This is a genomic window from Actinomyces sp. oral taxon 448 str. F0400, from assembly GCF_000220835.1.
GTDB lineage: Bacteria > Actinomycetota > Actinomycetes > Actinomycetales > Actinomycetaceae > Actinomyces.
Genome location: NZ_GL985606.1, coordinates 2,122,653 through 2,143,263, shown reverse-complemented (window position 1 = coordinate 2,143,263; position 20,611 = coordinate 2,122,653). Strand labels below are relative to the sequence as shown.

The 20,611-nt window shown below is 69.2% G+C and carries 18 protein-coding genes and 2 tRNA genes; 15 read left to right on the top strand and 5 right to left on the bottom strand.

What is annotated here, in order from left to right:
- Window positions 1-31 precede the first annotated feature (31 nt).
- From HMPREF9062_RS09110 to proB, 5 genes are all read left to right on the top strand, one after another.
- Window positions 32-2,632: an Rne/Rng family ribonuclease gene (locus HMPREF9062_RS09110; protein ID WP_009749826.1), complete on the top strand. Its 2,601-nt coding sequence runs from the start codon at window positions 32-34 to the stop codon at window positions 2,630-2,632.
- A 240-nt stretch (window positions 2,633-2,872) separates the two neighbouring features.
- Window positions 2,873-3,193, top strand: coding sequence for a 50S ribosomal protein L21 (gene rplU / locus HMPREF9062_RS09105; protein WP_034254910.1), 321 nt, complete (start codon window positions 2,873-2,875; stop codon window positions 3,191-3,193).
- A gap of 51 nt (window positions 3,194-3,244) precedes the next feature.
- Window positions 3,245-3,502, top strand: coding sequence for a 50S ribosomal protein L27 (gene rpmA, locus HMPREF9062_RS09100; RefSeq protein ID WP_009749824.1), 258 nt, complete (start codon window positions 3,245-3,247; stop codon window positions 3,500-3,502).
- A 162-nt stretch (window positions 3,503-3,664) separates the two neighbouring features.
- Complete coding sequence (gene obgE / locus HMPREF9062_RS09095) at window positions 3,665-5,245, top strand: GTPase ObgE (protein WP_009749823.1); 1,581 nt, start codon at window positions 3,665-3,667, stop codon at window positions 5,243-5,245.
- Entirely contained in the window at window positions 5,242-6,393 is a 1,152-nt protein-coding gene (gene proB, locus HMPREF9062_RS09090; protein ID WP_009749822.1) for a glutamate 5-kinase, read from the top strand. The genes obgE and proB overlap by 4 nt, the downstream gene beginning before the upstream one ends.
- A 38-nt stretch (window positions 6,394-6,431) precedes the next feature.
- On the opposite strand, the gene HMPREF9062_RS09085 is transcribed toward proB, so the two are convergent.
- Together HMPREF9062_RS09085 and HMPREF9062_RS09080 are read right to left on the bottom strand one after the other, a co-directional pair.
- The gene (locus HMPREF9062_RS09085; protein WP_156790013.1) at window positions 6,432-7,046 is read right to left on the bottom strand and encodes a hypothetical protein; all 615 of its coding nucleotides are present in this window, start codon (window positions 7,044-7,046) and stop codon (window positions 6,432-6,434) included.
- Entirely contained in the window at window positions 7,043-8,200 is a 1,158-nt protein-coding gene (locus HMPREF9062_RS09080; RefSeq protein ID WP_009749820.1) for an AAA family ATPase, read from the bottom strand. Before HMPREF9062_RS09080 ends, HMPREF9062_RS09085 begins: the two co-directional genes overlap by 4 nt.
- 363 nt (window positions 8,201-8,563) lie before the next feature.
- Here HMPREF9062_RS09080 and HMPREF9062_RS09075 point away from each other — a divergent pair, with 363 nt between their 5' ends.
- Window positions 8,564-9,880 (top strand): glutamate-5-semialdehyde dehydrogenase, encoded by a 1,317-nt coding sequence (locus HMPREF9062_RS09075; protein ID WP_009749819.1) that lies wholly within the window; start codon window positions 8,564-8,566, stop codon window positions 9,878-9,880.
- A 61-nt stretch (window positions 9,881-9,941) separates the two neighbouring features.
- Here the strand turns inward: HMPREF9062_RS09075 and HMPREF9062_RS09070 are convergent, their stop codons facing one another.
- Window positions 9,942-10,718 (bottom strand): DeoR/GlpR family DNA-binding transcription regulator, encoded by a 777-nt coding sequence (locus HMPREF9062_RS09070; protein ID WP_034254098.1) that lies wholly within the window; start codon window positions 10,716-10,718, stop codon window positions 9,942-9,944.
- A gap of 271 nt (window positions 10,719-10,989) precedes the next feature.
- On the opposite strand from HMPREF9062_RS09070, the gene nadD reads away from it, so the two are divergent.
- The 6 genes from nadD to HMPREF9062_RS09040 all read left to right on the top strand — a co-directional run bounded on the left by nadD (window position 10,990) and on the right by HMPREF9062_RS09040 (window position 15,008).
- Window positions 10,990-11,670, top strand: a complete 681-nt coding sequence (gene nadD, locus HMPREF9062_RS09065; RefSeq protein ID WP_034254095.1) for a nicotinate-nucleotide adenylyltransferase — start codon at window positions 10,990-10,992, stop codon at window positions 11,668-11,670.
- Window positions 11,663-13,627 carry a hypothetical protein gene (locus tag HMPREF9062_RS09060; RefSeq protein ID WP_009749816.1) on the top strand — a complete coding sequence of 655 codons (1,965 nt, stop codon included), beginning with the start codon at window positions 11,663-11,665 and terminating at the stop codon, window positions 13,625-13,627. The genes nadD and HMPREF9062_RS09060 overlap by 8 nt, the downstream gene beginning before the upstream one ends.
- Window positions 13,628-13,669: 42 nt before the next feature.
- Entirely contained in the window at window positions 13,670-14,056 is a 387-nt protein-coding gene (rsfS, locus tag HMPREF9062_RS09055) for a ribosome silencing factor (RefSeq protein WP_009749815.1), read from the top strand.
- 12 nt (window positions 14,057-14,068) lie between these two features.
- Entirely contained in the window at window positions 14,069-14,719 is a 651-nt protein-coding gene (locus HMPREF9062_RS09050; protein ID WP_009749814.1) for a histidine phosphatase family protein, read from the top strand.
- A gap of 120 nt (window positions 14,720-14,839) precedes the next feature.
- A tRNA-Ala gene (locus HMPREF9062_RS09045) sits at window positions 14,840-14,912 on the top strand.
- Window positions 14,913-14,936: 24 nt separating this feature from the next.
- Window positions 14,937-15,008: transfer RNA gene (locus HMPREF9062_RS09040), tRNA-Asn, on the top strand.
- Window positions 15,009-16,557: 1,549 nt separating this feature from the next.
- On the opposite strand, the gene HMPREF9062_RS13855 is transcribed toward HMPREF9062_RS09040, so the two are convergent.
- Complete coding sequence (locus HMPREF9062_RS13855) at window positions 16,558-16,767, bottom strand: MarR family transcriptional regulator (RefSeq protein ID WP_156790103.1); 210 nt, start codon at window positions 16,765-16,767, stop codon at window positions 16,558-16,560.
- Between the two features lie 291 nt (window positions 16,768-17,058).
- Between HMPREF9062_RS13855 and ppgK the strand changes: the two genes are divergently transcribed.
- Window positions 17,059-17,808: a polyphosphate--glucose phosphotransferase gene (gene ppgK / locus HMPREF9062_RS09035; protein WP_034254092.1), complete on the top strand. Its 750-nt coding sequence runs from the start codon at window positions 17,059-17,061 to the stop codon at window positions 17,806-17,808.
- A gap of 43 nt (window positions 17,809-17,851) precedes the next feature.
- On the opposite strand, the gene deoD is transcribed toward ppgK, so the two are convergent.
- Window positions 17,852-18,568, bottom strand: a complete 717-nt coding sequence (gene deoD / locus HMPREF9062_RS09030) for a purine-nucleoside phosphorylase (protein WP_009749808.1) — start codon at window positions 18,566-18,568, stop codon at window positions 17,852-17,854.
- 288 nt (window positions 18,569-18,856) lie between these two features.
- Between deoD and HMPREF9062_RS09025 the strand changes: the two genes are divergently transcribed.
- The gene (locus HMPREF9062_RS09025) at window positions 18,857-20,419 is read left to right on the top strand and encodes a sodium-dependent transporter (RefSeq protein ID WP_009749807.1); all 1,563 of its coding nucleotides are present in this window, start codon (window positions 18,857-18,859) and stop codon (window positions 20,417-20,419) included.
- Window positions 20,416-20,589 carry a methionine/alanine import family NSS transporter small subunit gene (locus tag HMPREF9062_RS12600; RefSeq protein ID WP_009749806.1) on the top strand — a complete coding sequence of 58 codons (174 nt, stop codon included), beginning with the start codon at window positions 20,416-20,418 and terminating at the stop codon, window positions 20,587-20,589. Before HMPREF9062_RS09025 ends, HMPREF9062_RS12600 begins: the two co-directional genes overlap by 4 nt.
- The last annotated feature ends 22 nt before the right edge of the window (window positions 20,590-20,611 follow it).

Sequence of the window (20,611 nt, the reverse complement as noted above, 5' to 3'; positions counted from 1 at the left end):
GCCGCACGGCAGCCGGTCCTCCCGGTGCCCGATGACTCCCGGGACGATCAGGGGGGGCGAGCGGCGGGACGGCCCGGGCGACGGGAGGCCGGCGCGCCCCCGCCGGCCCGAGGCCGGTGAGGGGACCGGGCGCGACAAGCCGACGGCGCGGGACGCGGATGCCGCCGCTGGCGGCGATACCGCGGACGATGGCGCCGCGCCTCTCGCGCACGCCGGCGAGGTCGCTCGCATGAGCGCAGCCGACGGGGAGGACGAGGGCGAGCGGACGCCGTATCTTCCTGCCGCCTCCCTGCTCTTCCAGGCTCCGGATCCTGCACGGGCCCGCCGCCGGCGCCGTAAGGTGACCGCGGCCGCCACGGCCCCCGCTCAGGCTCCCGCCGCGCAGCAGCCCGCGTTATCGGGCGCTGATGAGTCCGGGGCGTCCTCCGACGCGGGGAGGGACGACTACGCGGCGTCCGCCCCGAAGGCCGGGCGTCGTCGCTCGAGTACGTCTGCTTCCCGGAGTTCCTCCGGGCGAGCCGACGGACGCGTTGAGCCGGCCGCCGAGGGCTCCGGGGCCGCCGGTGAATCCGAGGGCTCGCAGGAGGCCGGGACCACCGCGCGGGCCGAGGAGCAGGACGGCTCGGGACGCCGTAAGCGCCGCCGTGGAGGCCGAGGCCGCCGCGCGCGCTCCCGCGCGGAGGAGCACCGCGACACCGAGAGCCCGCAGGGCGGAGAGGAGGTCGGTTCCCGGACGGGAGGGGCCGACGGGGGGAACGGGACGGCCGACGCCGAGGAGAGCGGCTCGACTCGTCGTCGTCGCCGTCGTTCGCGCTCGCGCACCCGCTCGGACTCCGGCCGGGACGCGCGCGACGAGGTGACTCCTCTCAAGGGGTCGACGCGCCTGGAGGCCAAGCGTCAGCGCCGCCGCGAGGGCCGCGCGGCCGGGCGCCGTCGCCCCATCGTCACCGAGGCTGAGTTCCTGGCCCGCCGTGAAAGCGTGGACCGCCAGATGATCGTGCGTGAGCACGACGGCCTCAACCAGATCGCTCTGCTCGAGGACGGGCTGCTCGTCGAGCACTACGTCGCCCGCCGCACGCAGACCTCGATGGTCGGCAACGTCTACGTCGGCCGCGTCCAGAATGTGCTGCCCTCCATGGAGGCGGCCTTCGTCGACCTGGGCAAGGGGCGCAACGCCGTGCTCTACGCCGGTGAGGTCAACTGGGACGCCGCCGGCATGGAGGGAAGGCCGCGCCGCATCGAGGACGCGCTCTCCAGCGGGGACACGGTCCTGGTGCAGGTGACTAAGGATCCCATCGGGCACAAGGGCGCGCGTCTGACCAGCCAGATCACCCTGGCGGGCCGCTACCTCGTGCTCGTCCCGGGCGGCACGATGACCGGCATCTCCCGCAAGCTCCCCGACAACGAGCGGGCGCGCCTGAAGAAGATCCTCAAGCGGATCGTCCCCGACGACGCCGGCGTCATCGTGCGCACGGCCGCCGAGGGCGCCAGTGAGGAGCAGCTGGCCGCCGACGTCGAGCGACTGGTGACTCAGTGGCGGGCCATCGACAAGAGGACGTCCTCGATCCTCAAGGGCTCCGGCAAGGCCCCCGCACTGCTCAAGGGGGAGCCCGAACTGGCCGTGCGCGTGGTGCGCGACGTGTTCAACGAGGACTTCCGTCGTCTGGTCGTTCAGGGACCCGACGCATGGAAGACCATCAGCGACTACGTCACGGAACTGAGCCCGGACCTGGCCGACCGCCTCGAGCACTGGGTCAGCCCCGAGGACGTCTTCAGCGCGCACCGCGTGGACGAGCAGCTCGCCAAGGGCTTCGACCGCAAGGTGTGGCTGCCCAGTGGCGGTACGCTCATCATCGACCGGACCGAGGCCATGACCGTCATCGACGTCAACACCGGCCGCTTCACCGGCGGCGCCGGCGGTACGCTCGAGGAGACCGTCACCCGTAACAATCTCGAGGCGGCCGAGGAGATCACCCGCCAGCTGCGGCTGCGCGATATCGGCGGCATGATCGTCATCGACTTCGTCGACATGGTTCTAGAGTCCAACCGCGACCTCGTCCTGCGCCGTCTAGTCGAGTGCCTGGGGCGCGATCGCACCCGGCACCAGGTCACCGAGGTCACCAGCCTCGGTCTGGTGCAGATGACTCGTAAGCGCGTGGGTCAGGGATTGGTCGAGGCCTTCTCCACGCCGTGCGAGTGCTGCGGCGGGCGCGGCTTCATCGTCCACGACAACCCGGTCGAGAATCAGACGACCGACATGTCCGCCTCCGCCCGGCACGGCTCGGGATCGGGTCGTCGCGGCCGCAAGAAGCGGGACGAGTCCTCCGAGTCCCCCTCCGGCGCCTCCGCGCAGGTCCGCGCCGAGGCGCAAGCTCCCGAGCGCGAGGACACCGCCCGGGCCGCCGTGCGCGGGGCACTGGCTCAGATCGCGGCGGCGACGGGCCACGGTCACGAGCACGCGCGCACCGACGAGGCGACGTCCCCTCAGGACGGGGATCCGCCGGAGCAGCCGGCTCAGGACGGGGCCGGGTCCGCCCGAGCCGATGCCGCGCCGGAGGATGCGGACGCGGAGCGCAGGCCCCGTCGTCGGCGGGCCGTTTCGGCGGCCGCGGCCGCTCCGCAGGCCGACTGAGCCGACTCGACCGGCTGAACCGGTTGAGGAGCCGATCGTGCTGCCTCGCGGTGCTTCCGAACGGCTCCGTGCCCAAGAACACAGATCCGTGGGGTGACAGCGGGTTGGCCCGACGCTGCCGATCACTTACAGTTGTTCGGCAGTGCCTCGTGCACCTTTACCAAGGAGATCGTCCCTCTCGTGGTGGAGCGGCTGGTGGAGCCGCGGTTCCCCGGGAGACGGTCCGAAGATTCGACAGAGATGAGCAGTCAAGTGGTCTACGCGATCGTCAGGGCCGGCGGCCGTCAGGAGAAGGTCTCCGTCGGTGACGTCGTGGTCGTCGACAAGCTCGCCGGCGAGATCGGCGATGAGGTCTCCCTCGCTCCAGTCATGCTGGTGGACGGCGACAAGGTGACCGCTGGAGCCGACGATCTCGCCGAATCCTCCGTCACCGCCGAGATCGTCCGTAACGAGAAGGGCCCCAAGATCAACATCCTCAAGTTCAAGAACAAGACGGGCTTCCGCAAGCGTCAGGGGCATCGTGCCCAGCTCACGGCAGTCAAGATCACAGCGATTGAATGACCCGACCCGCGGCATCCTGAACGCACCAGCTTAAGAGAGAGAAACCTCATTATGGCACACAAGAAGGGGCTCGGCTCCTCCCGCAACGGCCGCGACTCCAATGCTCAGCGTCTCGGCGTCAAGCGTTTCGGCGGGCAGGTCGTCAAGGCCGGGGAGATTATCGTCCGCCAGCGCGGAACCCATTTCCATCCCGGAATCAACGTGGGTCGGGGCAACGACGACACTCTTTTCGCCACGGCCGCCGGTAGCGTTCAGTTCGGCAGGCATCGCGATCGCAAGGTCGTCAACGTCGTGCGTTCCGAGGCCTGAGCCTCCAGCACCGCCATCTGGTTCCGCGAGGGCGAGCGGCTTCGGCCGTCCGCCCTCGCGATGCGCATTCCGCTGACCGTCGGTTCTGCCGATCCGCCGGCCGCGCTCGCTATGCATGCGGGACGTCTTCCGCCACTGCGCCCACATCATCCAGGAGGACCCATGCCCAGTTTCATCGACCGAGTGGTTCTCCACGTGAGCGGCGGCCGCGGCGGCGACGGATGCACATCGATCCACCGCGAGAAGTTCAAGCCTCTGGCCGGACCCGACGGCGGCGACGGCGGGCACGGCGGCAGCGTCGTGCTCGTCGTCGACCCGCGGGCCACCACTTTGCTGACCTACCATCGCTCGCCTCACCGCGCCGCCGGCAACGGCACGCCCGGTATGGGGAGTTGGCGTCGCGGCACGGACGGCGCGGACCTCGTGCTGCCGGTTCCCGAGGGCACCATCGTCAAGGACGCCGAAGGCGGTATCGTCGCGGATCTCGTCGGTGAGGGGGCCAGCGTCGTCGTGGCCGAGGGAGGCACCGGCGGACGCGGCAACTTCTCCTTGGCGTCCTCCCGGCGCCGAGCTCCCGGGTTCCACCTGCTGGGCGAGCCGGGGCAGGTGCGCGACGTCGTTGTGGAGCTCAAGACCATCGCCGACGTGGCGCTGGTCGGCTATCCCAGCGCCGGCAAGTCCTCCCTCATTGCGGCCATGAGCGCGGCTCGGCCCAAGATCGCCGACTACCCCTTCACCACTCTGGTGCCGAATGTGGGCGTCGTCGAGGCCGGTGAGATCCGTTACACGATCGCCGACGTCCCCGGCCTTATTCCAGGCGCCAGCCGGGGCAGGGGACTGGGGCTGGAGTTCCTGCGCCATGTTGAACGCTGCGCCGTCATCGTTCACGTCCTGGACTGCGCCACACTCGAGTCCGGCCGTGACCCGCTGAGCGATTTGGACGCCATTGAGGCCGAGCTCGCCGCTTACGCCGCTCGTCTGAGCGAGGAGGAATCCGACCCGGCCCGTACGGGACGCGCACCGCTCATGGACCGGCCCCGTGTCGTCGTGCTGAACAAGATCGACGTCGCCGAGGCCGCCGAACTCGCCGATTTCGTGAGGGATGACATCGCCTCCCGCGCTCTGCCCGTCTTCGAGGTCTCGGCCGTCGCCCACACCGGTCTGCGGACCCTGTCCTTCGCTCTGGCCGAACTCGTGGAACGAGCGCGGGTGGACGCCCGGGCCTCGCGGGCGGTCGTCGAGGCCTCCCGACCTGTCATCCGTCCGGCCGCCGTCGCCGGCCGGGGCAGGAGGGCAGCGGCGACGGTGCATCTCATTCATCACCCCGGCGAGGGGGATGTCTACCAGGTTCGCGGGGACGGGCCCGAGCGCTGGGTGCGTCAGACAGACTTCGCCAATGATGAGGCCGTCGGTTACCTGGCTGATCGTCTGGCGGCCGGCGGGGTCGAGGACGAACTGGTCGCCGCCGGTGCGCACGCCGGGGACTCCGTCCTCATCGGGTCAGTCGACGGCGGGGTGATGTTTACATGGGAGCCGACCGTGTCGGCCGGCGCCGAGCTTCTCGGGGCGCGAGGCACCGACCCGCGGGTCGACAGACCTCACCGTCGCACCAGCGCCGAGCGCCGAGCTCAGTACCATGCGCTCATGGACGCCAAGGAGGCTGCACGCCAGGAGCTGCGTGACGAGGCCGCCGAAGGTTTGTGGACCGACGTCGCCGACCGGCTCGGCCGGGATGACGCATGAGCACGGCCGGGCTCCGGCCCACGAGTCTGGCCGACAACGCTCGCGTGGTGCTCAAGGTCGGCTCGTCCTCTCTGACCCGTTCGGACGGGGGACTGGACCTCAACCGCATCGATATCATCGCGGGCCTCGTCGCCGGGCTGCGACGACGCGGTCACGACGTGGTTCTCGTGTCCTCGGGTGCTGTGGCCGCAGGGCTGATCCCCCTGGGCATGACCGGGCGCCCGGGCGAGCTGCGCCTGCTGCAGGCGGCCGCCTCGGTCGGTCAGGGACACCTGGTCTCGCGCTGGCAGACTGCGATGAGCGCCTACGGGGTGGTGACGGCCCAGGTCCTGCTCACCGCCCAGGATGTGGCGGTGCGCAGCCACTACCGGACCGTGCGGGCCACCTTCGGCGCCCTGCTGTCGATGGGAGCGGTCCCTATCGTCAACGAGAACGACGCCGTGGCGACCGCCGAGTTCAACCTCGGCGACAACGACCGGCTGGCTGCGCTGGCGGCCCACCTGGTGACGGCTGATGTGCTCGTGCTGCTCACCGACGTCGACGGCGTGTGGACGGCCAGACCGGGCACTCCCGGGGCCGAGCCCGTGCGCTACGTCGGCGCGCCGGACGAGCTCATCGACGTTGACGTCACCGGGCGTGCGAGCACACTCGGCACGGGCGGCATGCGCACCAAGCTTCAGGCGGCGACGATCGCCTGCGCCTCCGGAACGGCCGCCGTCATCGCATCGGCCGACGACGCTCCCCGTCTGCTGGGGGAGCGGGAAGTGCCCGTCGACCTGGGCACCTGGTTCGCCCCGACCGGCCCGCACCGTCCCAGCCGTCGGCTGTGGATGGCGCACGCCTCCGTTCCCGAAGGACGCATCGTGATCGACGCCGGTGCGCAGCGGGCGATCACAGTGGGCAAGAAGTCCCTTCTCCTGCCGGGCGTGACGGGCGTGAACGGGGACTTCGAGTCCGGGGCGGTCGTCGAGCTCGTGGGCCCCGCGGGCGTCATGGCCCGCGGCATCTGCCGTTACGCATCGGGCGAGCTCGAAGAGGACCTGCGGGCGCGCCGGGACGGTTCCGCCGATCCGCTCGACCATGTCGCCCCGGTGGTTCACCGCGACGACCTCGCCGAGTTGCCGCGTACGGCGGGCGAGCGCATCTGATGCGTGCGTTCCGCCGTTGCGAGCAGGGTGCGCCGCCCTCAGGACGCGGACGGGGTCGAGACGAGTTTGGCGCGCATGGTCGTCAACCGTGCCACCGCGCGAGCGAGGCTGGGGCTGCGCTCGCACGCTCTGGCCACGTCCCAGTGCCCGCGGCAGAAATTGATGACTCGATTGACGTAGAGTGGTCCGGTGCTCCCGTCAGCGCGCACCATTTCTTTCTGGATGGTGGTGGACCTGGAATGCTGGCACAGACGGAGAAGCTCATTTTTGGCGTGCTGAAGATCATCGGGTGCTGCGGGGAGCTTCTTCCTGCTGACTCTGAAGAACTTGGCGAACCCGTTTGCGTCTGCCAGAATCCAGGCCTCAGTCATGGAGCAGGCCAGGCGCAGCTCGAATCCGTTGCCGCGATCGGAACCGATGAGTTCCTTCTTCAACTCGACTGGACACCGATTATCGGAGTCTCGGAAGACGATCCATGGCGCCTCGATCGGGGCGCGGCTGAGCTTCGGAATCATCTTGTCGAGATTGGACGCCCCGCGTTTGACCACGCAAGGGCGGCTGAGTGCGAGCCCAACGTAATTGAGTAAGGATTCGACCATGCCCGTATCGGATTGCCCTTCCACCGCGACCGAGACATAAGGGCTCGGGCTCATCGACGGCTCCGGGCGGCGGTCATCAGCCCGGTGAGGTCGTCCGGGGCGATGAGTCCGTCGACGACGTCGGAGGTGGCGAGCCCGAGCTCGAGGTCCGCGACTTCGGGCAGGCTCGAGAGGAGATCGGCCGTCGACCCGTCGTCCGTGACCCGCAGGACGAGGACCTCGTCAGGGCTGATGCCCTCGTCGTTGAGGATCTCGGGGGCGTGGGTGGACAGCACGATTTGAAGATCGGAGGACCTGCGCACCTGGGCCAGGACTGAGGGCAGGATCTTCACGATCGCATTGTTGAGGGAGAGCTCGGGCTCTTCCAGAAGGAGGACGCCCGGGCTCGCCGGCGCCTTGATGATCGACCACAGCAGACCAATGAGACGCAGTGTTCCGTCGGAGAAGTCCGACTCGTTCTGCTTGGATGGCGTCGCGCGCCAGTTCCTGTATCCGGCGATCAGGTGCGGCTTGCCGGCGGGGTCCGTCTCGATGGCCAGCGACTCGAAGCCCGGAACGGCGGCCTGGAGCGCCTCCTGCATGCGTCTGAGCCAGGCGTTGCGTGTGATCATGGGCGTGCTGTTCATCTGGGTGATGAAATCGCTGCCGTAAGGATCGTGATGAGTGGGGGTGGTTCGTGCAGGATCACGGATGATCTGGGGGACGAGATGGAAGTACTGAACCTTCGACAGGTGCGCGGCGATGGGACGGAACTCATGGTTTGCCGCGATCTGCTCCAGGTGAGTCTGCGTGAGCCTCTCAGGATCCGCATCGTCCTGGGAGTCCGGCCGCGACAGAATGGTCCGGCCGTTGCGTTCCACGAGCTCCGTGTCCACGATCGGACGGTTTCGTCCGCCCTTCTCGCCCCGTACAGCGAGCTGGTACCTCCACGTGGTCTCCGCCTCCTGCAGGGTGACATCGATGATGAGGCGTCCCCCGGCGTAGTTCCGTGCGAACAGGCTCCGAACTTTCTTGAGCCCGCCGCGGCGTTCGATGGCCGATGAGAGCCCACCGCCCGATGCGGCGATATCCGACAGGAAGCGGAAGATATCGAGCAGGTTCGACTTGCCGGCCGCATTCGGGCCGACGATGAACAGACGCTCCCCGACGTCGAACTCCACGCTTTTGAAGTTGCGCCAGTTGCTCGCCTCCAGGTGCGTGATCCTCATCGACGGTACCTGCTCCCCTGCCCGACCATTAACCGGGAGAATTATATAACGTCGAGACGATCACGGGCGACGACGAAGAGGCCGGAGAAGAGACCGGACGACGGCCTCGTCGGAGGGGAGAGGCGAGGGCGCCCGCGCCGCGGGTGGTGGTGGTGTCGCCCCACGGCGAGCGGTGCGGATGCTCAAGCCATGGGCGGTACGGCCGGGCGCCCTCGCGCCAGGCAGCATATCGTGTCTTTCCCCGAAACGGTACCTGTGGACGCCGGCGGATCGGAGGGCGGATCATCCAATGGCCCTCGCCTGGCCCTCACAGCCCGGTCGGCCGGGGTCACCTGAACCGGGGCGGTCCCGTATGGTGCGGTCATGGACGTCTCCATCAGCCCCTCGCCCCAGCAGGACGCGGTCGAGTCGGTCACCCGCACGGCGCGCTCCGCCCGTCTGGCGCAGCGCGCCGCCTCAGGCGTGCGCCGCGAGCTCAAGGACGCCGGGCTGCACGCCATGGCCGACGGGCTGCTGGCCGGCACGCAGACGATTCTGGCCGCCAACTCCGTCGACGTGGAGCGCGCTCGTCGGGCGGGCATGAGGGAGGGGCTGGTCGACCGATTGACCCTCACCGTCGGGCGCGTCGCCGCCGTCGCCGCCTCCCTGCGCGAGGTCGCCGGCCTGCCCGATCCGGTCGGCCAGATCGTCGACGGCCGGACTCTCCCCAACGGGTTGAAGGTGCGCCGTGTGCGCGTGCCCGTGGGCGTGATCGGCATGATCTACGAGGCCCGCCCCAACGTCACCGTCGACGTGGCCGCTCTGGCCCTGAAGTCCGGCAATGCGGTCGTGCTGCGCGGCGGAAGCGCCGCGCAGCGGACCAACGCCACTCTTGTCGGCATCCTGCGGGACGCCCTGGAGAGCGTCGGTCTGCCCGCGGATCTGGTGACGAGTGTGGACGCCGCCGGAAGGGCGGGCGCCACGGCGCTCATGCGGGCTCGGGGCTTGATCGATGTGCTCGTCCCGCGCGGTGGCGCCGGACTCATCGAGACGGTCGTGGAGGAATCGGCGGTGCCCGTCATCGAGACCGGGTCGGGCAACTGCCACGTCTACGCCGACGCCTCGGCCGACCTCGAGGCGGCCGTGCCGCTCGTCGTCAACGCCAAGACTCAGCGTGTGGGCGTGTGCAACGCCGCCGAGACCCTGCTGGTGCACTGCGACATCGCCGAACGCCTTCTGCCCGCCGTCGCGGCGGCGCTGTGGGATGAGGGCGTCGTCCTCCACGTGGACGCCGCCGCCGAGACCGTGCTGCGTGATTCAGCGGGGCGGGCCGGTCGCGGGGAGCTGCTGGTCGCGGCCACCGACGAGGACTGGGCCACCGAGTACGGCAGCCTTGACCTGGCCGTGCGGGTCGTGGCGGATCTGGAGGAAGCCGTCGATCACATCTCCCGGTGGTCGACCGGGCACACCGAGGCGATTCTCACCCGGGACATCACAGCTATGAATCGTTTCACGGAGGCGGTCGACTCCGCCGTCGTCATGGTCAACGCCTCGACGCGCTTCACCGACGGCGGTCAGCTGGGTCTGGGGGCGGAACTGGGTATCTCCACCCAGAAGCTTCACGCCCGCGGGCCCATGGGGCCGGCCGCTCTGACAACGACCAAGTGGATCGTCGAGGGCGCCGGTCACGTGCGCCCCTGAGACGACCCCGCCGTATCCCCGAATCTCCGACATCCCGCGCGTCGCCTCATGCGGGAGGGCGTCACACCAGGCGGACGTCGATCCCCGCCTCGCGCATGGCGGCGACATCGGAGGAGCGGGCGTCCTCGTCGGTGATGAGCAGATCGATATCGGCCCTCTCGCAGATCAGGGCGAAGGCGGGTCCGGCGAGCTTGGTGCGGTCCGCGACGACGACGGTACGGCGCGCGGCCCTGACGAATGCGGCGCCCACGGCCGCTTCGCCCTCGTGGGACGCGTAAGCGCCGGTGCGGTCGAGTCCCTCGACGCCCAGGAAGACGGTCCCCACCGAGATCCGGGGGAGGATCAGGTCGGCCAGCGGGCCGGTCAGCTCGTAGGAGCGGGCTCGGGTCACACCTCCGGTGACGACCACACGAACCGTTTGGCGCACGGTCAGCTCGCTGGCGATGTTGACGGCGTTAGTCACGACCGTCACGGGATCCTCCGGGGCGGTCGGGTTCGGCAGGAGCGCGACCTCCCGGGCGACTTCCGTCGTTGTCGTCCCGCCGTTGAGAGCGATGACGTCGCCGGGGCGCACCATCTGGGCGGCCGCGCGGGCGATACGGGCCTTCTGGCGCCCCATGCGGGTCGTGCGGTAGCGCAGTGGGAGCTGAGAGGAGATCGGGTTGGCGCAGGCGCCTCCGCGGGTGCGGGTGATGAGCTGCTGCTGGGCCAGAAGATCGAGATCCCGCCGCGCCGTGGCGGCCGAGACGTCGAGTCGCTTGATAATGTCGTCGATGTGGACGCTGCCCTCCTCGACGACGATGCCCAGGATGGTGGACAGACGCTTGTGGCGGCTCATCGGGTCTCCTTCGCGGGCTCCCCGGGGACCGCACAGCGGGAGCATTGCCGGGGTCGTCGCGGTACCCGCAGCATAGGTCACGCCGGCGCACGGGTACGGGACGGCGGGCTCGACGGGGCGGGCGGGATGATCGATCACGACCGCGTTCACGGCGGGCGTGGCACGAACCGCTGCGCCCCCTGTCCGTGGCAGTATGGGTATGTCTGCGTGCACAGGGCTCGCAGTGACAGAAGGAGCGGTAGTGCCGAACAGCGACAGGGGGGTGGTGCCGATGAGCGGCGCCCCACGCCGGCTGCGCATCGGTCTCATGGGCGGCACCTTCGACCCGATTCATCACGGTCATCTCGTCGCTGCCTCCGAAGTCCAGCACGTCTTCGGGCTCGACGAGGTCATCTTCGTACCGACGCTGACCCAGCCCTTCAAGAAGAACCGTCGTGTCGCGCCGGCGGAGCACCGCTACCTCATGACGGTCATCGCCACCGCGTCGAATCCGCGCTTCACCGTCTCCCGCGCGGACATCGACCGTGGCGGCACGACCTACACGATCGATACCCTTCACGACGTCATCGCGGAGTACCCCGGCGCCGAGCTCTACTTCATCACCGGCGCCGACGCTCTGACGCAAATCCTGACGTGGAAGGACAACGCGGAGATCTTCGACCTGGCCCGCCTGGTCGGCGTCACACGTCCCGGGCATGTCCTGACGGACACCGGCCTGCCGGAGGACAGAGTGTCGCTGGTCGAGGTGCCCGCTATGGCCATCTCGTCCACGGACTGCCGCAGTCGGGTCGCCCAGGGCGGCCCCGTCTGGTACCTCGTGCCCGACGGTGTCGTCCAGTACATCCGGAAGTACGGGCTCTACCGTACGGTGGAGCACCCAGCATCGACGACGTCGATGACCGCTCGTGTCGCACGAGAGCAGTCCCTGAGGAAGGAGAACGACGGTGACTGAGACCACCGACGTCAACCAGAGCCAGCCTGACGTCGCAGAGGACGACGCCGGCCCTCGCCGCAGCCGACGGGAGATGCGGCAGGCCGAGCGCGCGGCCGAGCGCGAGGCCATCCTGACCGGACAGCAACCCCTTCTGACCCGGCGGGAGCTCAAGCGCCTGCGCGAGGAGGCGGCGGCGCTGCGTGCCGCCGTCGCGGCGGGGGAGATCACCCCTGAGCAGGCCAGGGCGCTGCAAGACCCGCTGGCCGAGCAGCCCGAGATCAGGACGCCCAGCCTGGAGGCTGCCGGGAGTCACGCGGCGTCGACCCCCTCCGGATCGGCGGATACGAGGACCGGCGGGTCCACCGGCGTGCGGTCCGATGAGGGCGGGCCGGACCTGCCCGCGTCCGATCAGCGCGCCGCAGGCGAATCCATGGGTCCGACGCCCTCATTCGCCCGGACGCAGGCGGCGCAGACCGTGGGGCGCCCGAGCGGCTCCCGGGAGGCCGCGGCTCCCGGGGCCGGTGCGCGGACGGCGCCCGCGCACGATGACGAGACCGCGACGGCGCGCTCGCAGGCCCCCGTGCCGTCTCCTCTTCTCGCGGGGGCTCACTCCGCCGGCGAACCGCCCCTTTCCGACATCGCTGAGAAGAGGGACGCCGAGTCCGGGGGATATGCCTCGGCACCGGGCCCGGCTTCGCGGGTCGCCGACGTTCCCGAAGACCGCTCGCCCCGGACACCGCTCGCCGGGCGCCCGCCCGCGGCCGGCGATGTCGAGCAGGGGCCTGCGCCCGCATCCGGGATCGACAGGCCCGGCCCCGAGCATCCGGCGTCGGCCTCTCCCGGTGGGACGGGCGGGGCCATGCGGTCCGCGGCCGCCGGTACGGCCTCTCCCGCTGCCCCGACCGGTCTGGAGGCCTCCGAGGAGCCGGTGCCGCAGGTCGCCAATACGTCGCTGTCCGATGATGACATCGAGGACATTTCCGCACAGCCGACCGGTGTGATGAACGCCGTCAACTTGCCGGCGGCGGCGCCGCCCTACACTGCGGCACCGGCCACGGACGAGCCGGCCGTCATGCCTGAACGGCGCTCCCTGCTCAACCGTGAGACGCCGAGCGCCTCCGAGGCCGGCCACGATGAGGCGACGGGTAGCACGGGGGTCGGCCACGACGCGCCGGAGACGATCGGTCTCGACCGTGAGGCCCCGGGGGCGCCGGGCAGCGGCTTCCAACCCGTCGGCGGTACTGAGGCGGAACCGGAGGAGGCTGCTGTGCCGAGCCCGCCCGCCCCTTCGAGTCCGCCCAATGGTGACGAGCTCGGCACGGGTGCGGCGGCGCAACCTCAGGGCCTGCCCGACTGGGCGACCGAGCCGGCCGCCGGGGGGCCGTCGCGCCGACCCATTGTCAGGATCCCCAACGCGGCGCAGGGCGTGCGCACGGTCGATACCGATACGGGCGAGCTCAGCGACGTGCGTCCCGTCGACGAGGAATTCGACGAGATCGACAATCCGCAGTGGCGCGTCCTGCGTCCCGAGGACGAGCAGCAGCCCCCCTCCGGCGGTACCGGCACGCCCGATGCGCCCGACTCGCCGCCATTGAGGGAAGCCGGTTCGGCCTTCGATGAGTCCGGACAGGCCTTCACCCCCTACGGGCCGATGCCGGAGGCGACGCCCGGGGCGGCTCCGCAGCCGGGCGCCCCGGCCCCCCAGCCCGCAGGGGCGCCGGCGCCCGATCAGGACCTGGGATGGGGTTCGCGCACGACTCCCGCAACGACGACGGCGATGGCCTCGATGGGTCCGGTCTCCGAGCGGCCGCGGACGTCGACGATGAGCAGGATCCTGATCATCGTCGCGATCGTCGCGATCGTCGTGCTCGTGATCGGCGCTCTGGTGTGGTTCTTCCTCAACCACGGGGGCTCTAGCTCTGCCAGCGCCTCCACCGTCGGGGCGATTCCGACGTGGACCTCACTGCTGGGCTGAGGGCCCGGCAGCTCGACCACTCCGACCGTTCCGAGGAGACTCGTGCCCGCCACTGACCGCGCCGTCGACCTGACCCGTATCGCCGCCCGCGCCGCCGCTGAGAAGAAGGCGGAGAGGATCATCGCGATCGATGTCTCCGAGCGTCTCGCCCTGACCGATGTCTTCCTCATCATTTCCGGGGGCAACGACCGCCGGGTGCGGGCCATCGTCGACGCCGTCGAGGAGGCCATGCTCGCTGCGGGTGCCAGACGCGTTCAGCGGGAGGGCTTCCAAGAGGCCCGCTGGGTCCTCGTCGATTATGCCGACGTCGTCGTCCACGTTCAGCAGACCGAGGACTACGAGCACTACTCGTTGGAACGGCTGTGGAAGGATTGTCCGCTCATCGAGCTGCCCCAGGACGTCCGGACGCCGACCGATGTCGCGAGCTGATCGTCCTCGCCCATGACGCAGCTCATTTTGTGGCGGCACGGTCAGACCGATGACAACGTCGCAGGCCGAGTCCAGGGGCGGGTCGACACCCCCCTCAACGGGGTGGGGCGCACTCAAGCCGCTTCGGCCGCGCCGGGGCTCGCCGCCCTGAGGCCGACCGCGATCGTGTCCTCGCCTCTCGGACGCGCCCGGGAGACGGCGGAGGCGCTGGCTGCGGTGAGCGGCTTGACCGTGAGCGTCGACGGCGGCCTGGTGGAGCGCTCCTTCGGCCGATGGGAGGGTCTCAGCCGCGCTCAGATCGAGGCGGGTTGGCCCGAGCAGTTCGCCGTGTGGCGCGATGGCGGGGACCCCGAGGGCGTTGGGGTCGAGACGCGCGCTGCGACCGCCTCCCGCGTCGGCGCGATTCTGGAGCGGATCGCCGCGACGGCGGGCGAGGACGCGGTCGTTGTCGTCTCGCACGGAGCGGCCATCACCTTGGGCGCCACTCGCCTCCTCGGGCTTGATCCTTCGGCGTGGTTCGGTTTGCGCGGTCTGGATAACTGCCACCACGCCGAGTTGGGGCGCACGGCGCGCTCGCCGGGCTGGGTGCTCGTCCGCTGGAACGGGGGCGGGGGGCGGGCCGCTTCCGCAACGAGCGGGATGATCAGCGGATTCCTGTCGTAGCACCGTGCCCGAGCGAGGTCCGTCGTCACAGGGTGAGGCACCGCACGCGAGGTGGATTTGCCCATGAGGCCTGGACTTCATACAGTTATGCCCGTCGCCCGCGGGGCGGCACCCGCGTTCGGGGCTATGGCGCAGTTGGTAGCGCGCTTCCATGGCATGGAAGAGGTCGGGGGTTCGAATCCCCCTAGCTCCACGATCCGCATAAGGGTTCACTCATGGGGCTATGGCGCAGTTGGTAGCGCGCCCCCACGTTGTGGGGGAGACGGGGGTTCGATTCCTTCTAGCTCCACTGGTCGGCGGCCGTCACCTACGGGTGGCGGTCGTTTTCGTTGGAATGGCGCCAGAATGTTTGGTGGTAGCACGTCGATTCATGCCCGGGGGTTGGCAGGAGGTCATGGCCGCGCTGCGCAATTTGGCTATCAGCCTCATCCGGCTCCTCCACGGCTCCGGCGTCTCCATCACCACCAGCTCCCTGACAAGAGACCCGAAGCGAGTTATCAGGTCACTGATCCATTGGGTGGGCGGTAGCGCTGTAGCCGCTTGCGAGGACGGGGTGTCTTAGTCGAGCAGCGGCCCGACAGCTCGACCCAGCCAGCCGCTGCTGCCGGTCTGGATGGCGCCCTGTACCGGTCACCGTGGTTGAACCGGTGGGGTCGGCGCCGAGCGTTGCGAGTCGATGAGTGGGCCGTTGACCGTCAGTTGTACGTCGGAGCCGCCGGTGGCAGTCACTACTGACGTGACGTGCATGCCTTGTCGCACTGAGCGATCTGCGTCCGGGTCATCATGGTGGGGGTCGCCGCGGGGCCGGCACTGCTTCAGTGTCTGCGGGCGTAGGGCTAGCGGTGCGGATGACGCCGGGTCGTCCCCGCTTCCGGCCCGAGTCTCATACCCCCACCACGGTCGCTAGTACGAGAATCGTTGCACCGACTCTCCTACGCGCCCGATGGGTCATAGCACGTCGATCCGTCGTTCCTGTTGCCGTGCCCCTGGGAACGGGTCACGGTCCTGGACACGAGGCGGATGGGGCCAGGGGGATGCGATCGAACTCGTCGCTCTTGCCGATCTTGAGACAGGCGTTCTGGACGACGTCGTCGACGTTGGACGGCTTTCCGATGCGATCGCGCTGTTTGACGGCCGTTGAGGCGACGACTCCGGACAGGTCCCGGCCCCTGATCGTTCGGGCTTCGTCCGGCTCCTCGAGGGACGCGGCCGGTGGTCCGGAGGCCTTGAAGTCGAAGCGTCCCGCCTCGGTGCGGTTGACCTGGCTCTCGTTCGCGCCCTGCGGGCCTCTCGTGCGGGGCCGACGGGGCGCCGCAACGGGATATTCATCTGATGGCCGCGATGTTCGACTTTACCGAGCTCACGGGTGTTCATGCTGTCCAGGCCCGTACCGCCATGGTCGGCATCTGGCAGGCGCTCGCCTCGTGAACATGGGCCGGCCTAGGCGGGCTGATCGCGGGCCTGCTGATAACCCCGTCTCTCACCCTCATCACCTCCTGCCCGACCCGCCCGGGGCACCCCGGAGGCGCCAGACCAGGTTCTCGCAGACTCGTCAGCAGACGCCACCGGCTCAGGATCCATCCTGGATTCCAGTGCTGGAGTTGATCAGTCGACTCCTGACGCGTTCTCCACCAGTGTTGTCGACACTGCGCGCAACGGGCAGGACATCACTCGCTACATCGTCGCGGACAGGAAGACAGACGAGGTCTGCGCCTCCACCAGTTGTGGCATATAAAGTCCCTCTCAACCGTTTCCTGGCACGCCCGGACCCACCTCGAGGGGGAACTAACCCCACACGTGGAGAGTGCTCATCGAGATGATGACGTCTCGTTAATTGTTCATATTACCGCTGCTAACGATGAGTCGGGTTTCTGCTCGATGCACGTGTCTAAGTTCGACGGCCGGTGGTGGCTCAGCGGCTGAATTCTGACCTCGGCTCCCATGCGCTCGTCGGTCGCGTCGGGCTGGCGTCCAACCCATCCGCCTGCCTCCAATCGTCTGAGAACTCCCGTCATGGTGGCCAGGTGAGTGCGGATGCGTCGGCCCAGCTGGGCGGGGTGGCGGTCCCTCGTACGCTCTCCGGGCGCCGTTGCGGTCGCCTACGGCGAGGGGCGGGTCTGGACGAGTGCGTCCGCGAGGCCGCGCCGGCGCCGATCACGAAGCTGCTGGACTGCCACGGCCCGCAGTACATCGACCTCGCCCTGACGTTCGGCTTGAACTCCGGCGCCGAACGCCGCGAGGGCGGGCGGGAGGCCGCTCGGAGCGTCGACTCGGCCCCAGCGGGCGCCGGATCCTATAGTCTCTGGCCGTATCGACCAGGACACTCTCAGGGGACAGCGATGAGCCATGTGGCATGCGGGATCGACATCGGCGGATCGGGTGTCAAAGGGGCTCTCGTCGCCCTCGATACCGGTCAGTTCGTGGGTGAGCGGGTGCGCATCCAGACTCCGCGGCCCTCCACCCCCGAGGCGGTGGCGCAGGTGTGCCGTCAGATCATCGACCGGCTCGGCGTTGGTTCCGACGTGCCCGTCGGCATCACTTTCCCCGCGCCCATCGTCCACGGGACCGTGAGGTTCATGGCGAATCTCGACAAGTCCTGGGAGGGGATTAATGTCGATGAGCTCATGACCCGCCTCCTGGGGCGCCGCTCCTACGCCCTCAACGACGCCGACGCCGCCGGCCTGGCCGAGATCGCCTACGGGGCGGCGCAGGGCATGGCCGGCACCGTCATCGTCACCACGCTGGGCACCGGTATCGGGTCGGCCGTCATCGTCGACGGCACGCTCGTGCCCAACACCGAGCTCGGCCACCTCGAGATCGACGGCCACGACGCCGAAACCCGCGCCTCCTCGGGGCAGAGAACGCTTCACGACATGTCGTGGAAGAAATGGGCCAAGCGCCTGCAGCGCTACTACTCGCACGTCGAGATGCTCTTCAGCCCGGACTTGTTCGTCGTCGGCGGGGGAGTGTCGAAGAAGCATGAGAAGTTCCTGCCGCTGCTGCGGTTGCGTACTCCGATCGTACCGGCCGCCCTGCTCAATACCGCCGGCATCGTCGGCGCCGCCTGGCGGGCCTTCCGGGTCGGGTGAGCGATCCACCCGATGAGGCCCCGCGGACGGGGCCGGGCGGCCGTCAGCAGAACGCCGCGGCCGTCGCCAGGCGCAGGGCGTCCTGGAAGCGCGTCTGCCGGTCGACCGCGCTCATGTCGCCGGAGTGGTCGAGCAGGTGGTCGGAGACGTTGAGCACCGCCAGGGCCCGCCGCCCGTACTCGGCCGCCGTCCCGTACAGGGCCGCGGCCTCCATCTCCACGCACAGCGTTCCGTAGGCGGCCAGACGTTCGGTCTGCCCCTCGGGCGTGAGGTAGAAGTGGTCGCGGGAGATGATCGTGCCGATGTGGGTGCGCTCGACGATGCCCGCAGCGACGGCCTCCCGGTAGGCGGCTTCCGCCATGTGGAAGTCCGCGACGGCGCAGAAGCCGATGCCCGGGATGCGCAGTTGGTTCATGGACGAGTCGGTGTGCGCGCCGGTGGCGATGACGACGTCGCCCACGCTGACACGCTCGCTGATGCCGCCGGCCGTGCCCACGCGGATGATGCGTTCGACGCCGAACTGGTCGAACAGTTCGGTGGCGTAGATCGTCAGGGAGGGCTGGCCCATGCCCGAGCCCATGACGCTCAGCCGCTTGCCGTCCACGGTTCCGGTGAAGCCCAGCATGCCGCGCACGTCGGTGACCAGGCGGGGCCGGGTCAGAAGGGTCTCGGCGATGCGCCGAGCGCGCCCGGGGTCCCCGGGCATGAGGACGGCGGGGGCGAAGTCGCCGGGCTCGGCGGCGATGTGCGGGGTGGCCATGAGGTCCTTCGAATTGCTGATCGGTTGTGGAACGGTCGCGGAGCAACGAGCCCGGTGAGCGCGGCGGGGCGAGATCCGTCACTGCAACGCGCTGACCGGTCCAGTGTCGCACACCATCGGCCACCACCGGCGTCCCAGATCGTGGTATACCATTCGTCCGCTCCGGGGGCGGGGCTACGGTGCATGGGTTCCCGTCCTCGCGCCTGTCTCGCAGGCCGATGACGCTGCTCGCACGGCGTCGCTCACGGCGCTCGTCCATTAGATACTTCAGACGACAGAGGCTTCACCATGTCCTCCATCCCCACGACCTCATCGCCGGCGCGCGAGCAGTGGAGCGGCCAGCTCGGATTCCTCATGGCTGCCATCGGCTCGGCCATCGGTCTGGGCAATATCTGGCGCTTCCCCGGTGTCGCCTACACCAATGGCGGCGGCGCCTTCATCGTTCCCTACATCGTCGCCCTCCTGGCCGCCGGCATCCCCTTCCTCCTGCTCGACTACGCCTTGGGGCACCGCTACCGGGGGTCGGCTCCGGCGGTCTTCCGCCGCCTGTCCCGGCGCTTCGAGTGGCTCGGATGGCTCCAGGTCTTCATCTGCTTCGTCATCATGACCTATTACGCGGTCATTGTGGCCTGGTCCCTGCGCTACACCGTTTTCTCCTTCACCACCGCCTGGGGGAATGATGCCAGCGCGTTCTTCTCCTCCTACATCGGGGTCGGCGAGCTGTCCGGCTCGAGCCCCGCCTACTTCGCGATGCCGGTGAGCGGGGTCGTCATTCCGCTGCTCATCGTGTGGTTCTTCGGCCTGTACACCATCGCGCGCGGCGTCTCCAAGGGGGTCGAGACGGCCAACAAGGTCTTCCTGCCGCTCCTGGTGCTCATGTTCCTCATCCTGGTGGTGCGCGCGCTTCTGCTGCCGGGCGCCACCGACGGCCTCAACGCCCTGTTCACGCCCCAGTGGGGTGCCCTGCTCGACCATCGCGTGTGGATGGCGGCCTTCGGACAGATCTTCTTCTCCTTGTCCATCGGATTCGGCATCATGCTCACCTACGCCTCCTACCTGCGTTCCCGCTCCAACCTCGTGGGAACGGGGCTCGTGGCCGCCTTCGCCAACTCCTCCTTCGAGGTGCTGGCCGGCGTCGGAGTTTTCGCGACCCTGGGCTTCATGGCCTGGGCCCGAGGCGTCGCGGTCTCGGATCTGTCCGGCATCTCCGGTCCATCCCTGTCCTTCGTCACCTTCCCCACCGTGATCTCCGAGATGCCCGGGGGCGCGCTCTTCGGCGTTCTGTTCTTCGGCTCCTTCTCGATGGCCGGCCTGACCTCCTTCATCTCCATCATCCAGGTTGTGGCGGCGGGCTTCTCCGAGAAGTTCGGCTGGTCCACGCCCAGGGCGACCCTCGTGTGCGGGCTGCCCTCCGCGGCGCTGTCCTTCGTCCTGTTCGGCACCTCCTCGGGCCTGTACGACCTCAACGTCGTCGACGCCTACATCAACTACATCGGTGTTGTCGGCGCTGCGATCGTCGCCTGCGTAGGCGTGGGGATCGTGCTGAACAGGCTCAAGGTCCTTCAGCGCCATCTCAACCTCGTCTCCGAGACCCGAGTGGTGGGCATCTGGTGGCGCGTCATGATCGCGCTGGTCGTCCCCGCCCTGCTGGGGGTCATGTTCGTCCAAACGGTGTGGTCCTACGCGACCGCGGGCTACACCTACTCCAGGAACTTCGAAGCGGTTTTCGGCTGGGGGATGCTCCTGCTCGTGGCGGTGGCGACAGCCGTCTTCACGCTCCTGCCCTGGAGGACGCCAGTGGACTCCCACGAGCCCGTGGACCTCGATGTGCTCGAGGGGGTGATGAGATGAGCGCACCCGCCATCATCCTCATGCTGGCCGCCATGATCATCATCTGGGGCGGGCTGGCGGTATCGGTGACCGCCCTCCTAGTGCGCGGGCGGCGGGAGGACAGCGAGGCGAGGGCTGAGGCCTTCGCTCGGGCCCACGCCAACCTGCGTGGGGATCCCGACCGGCCCTGAACCTGTCCCCGCCAGGCTCGCG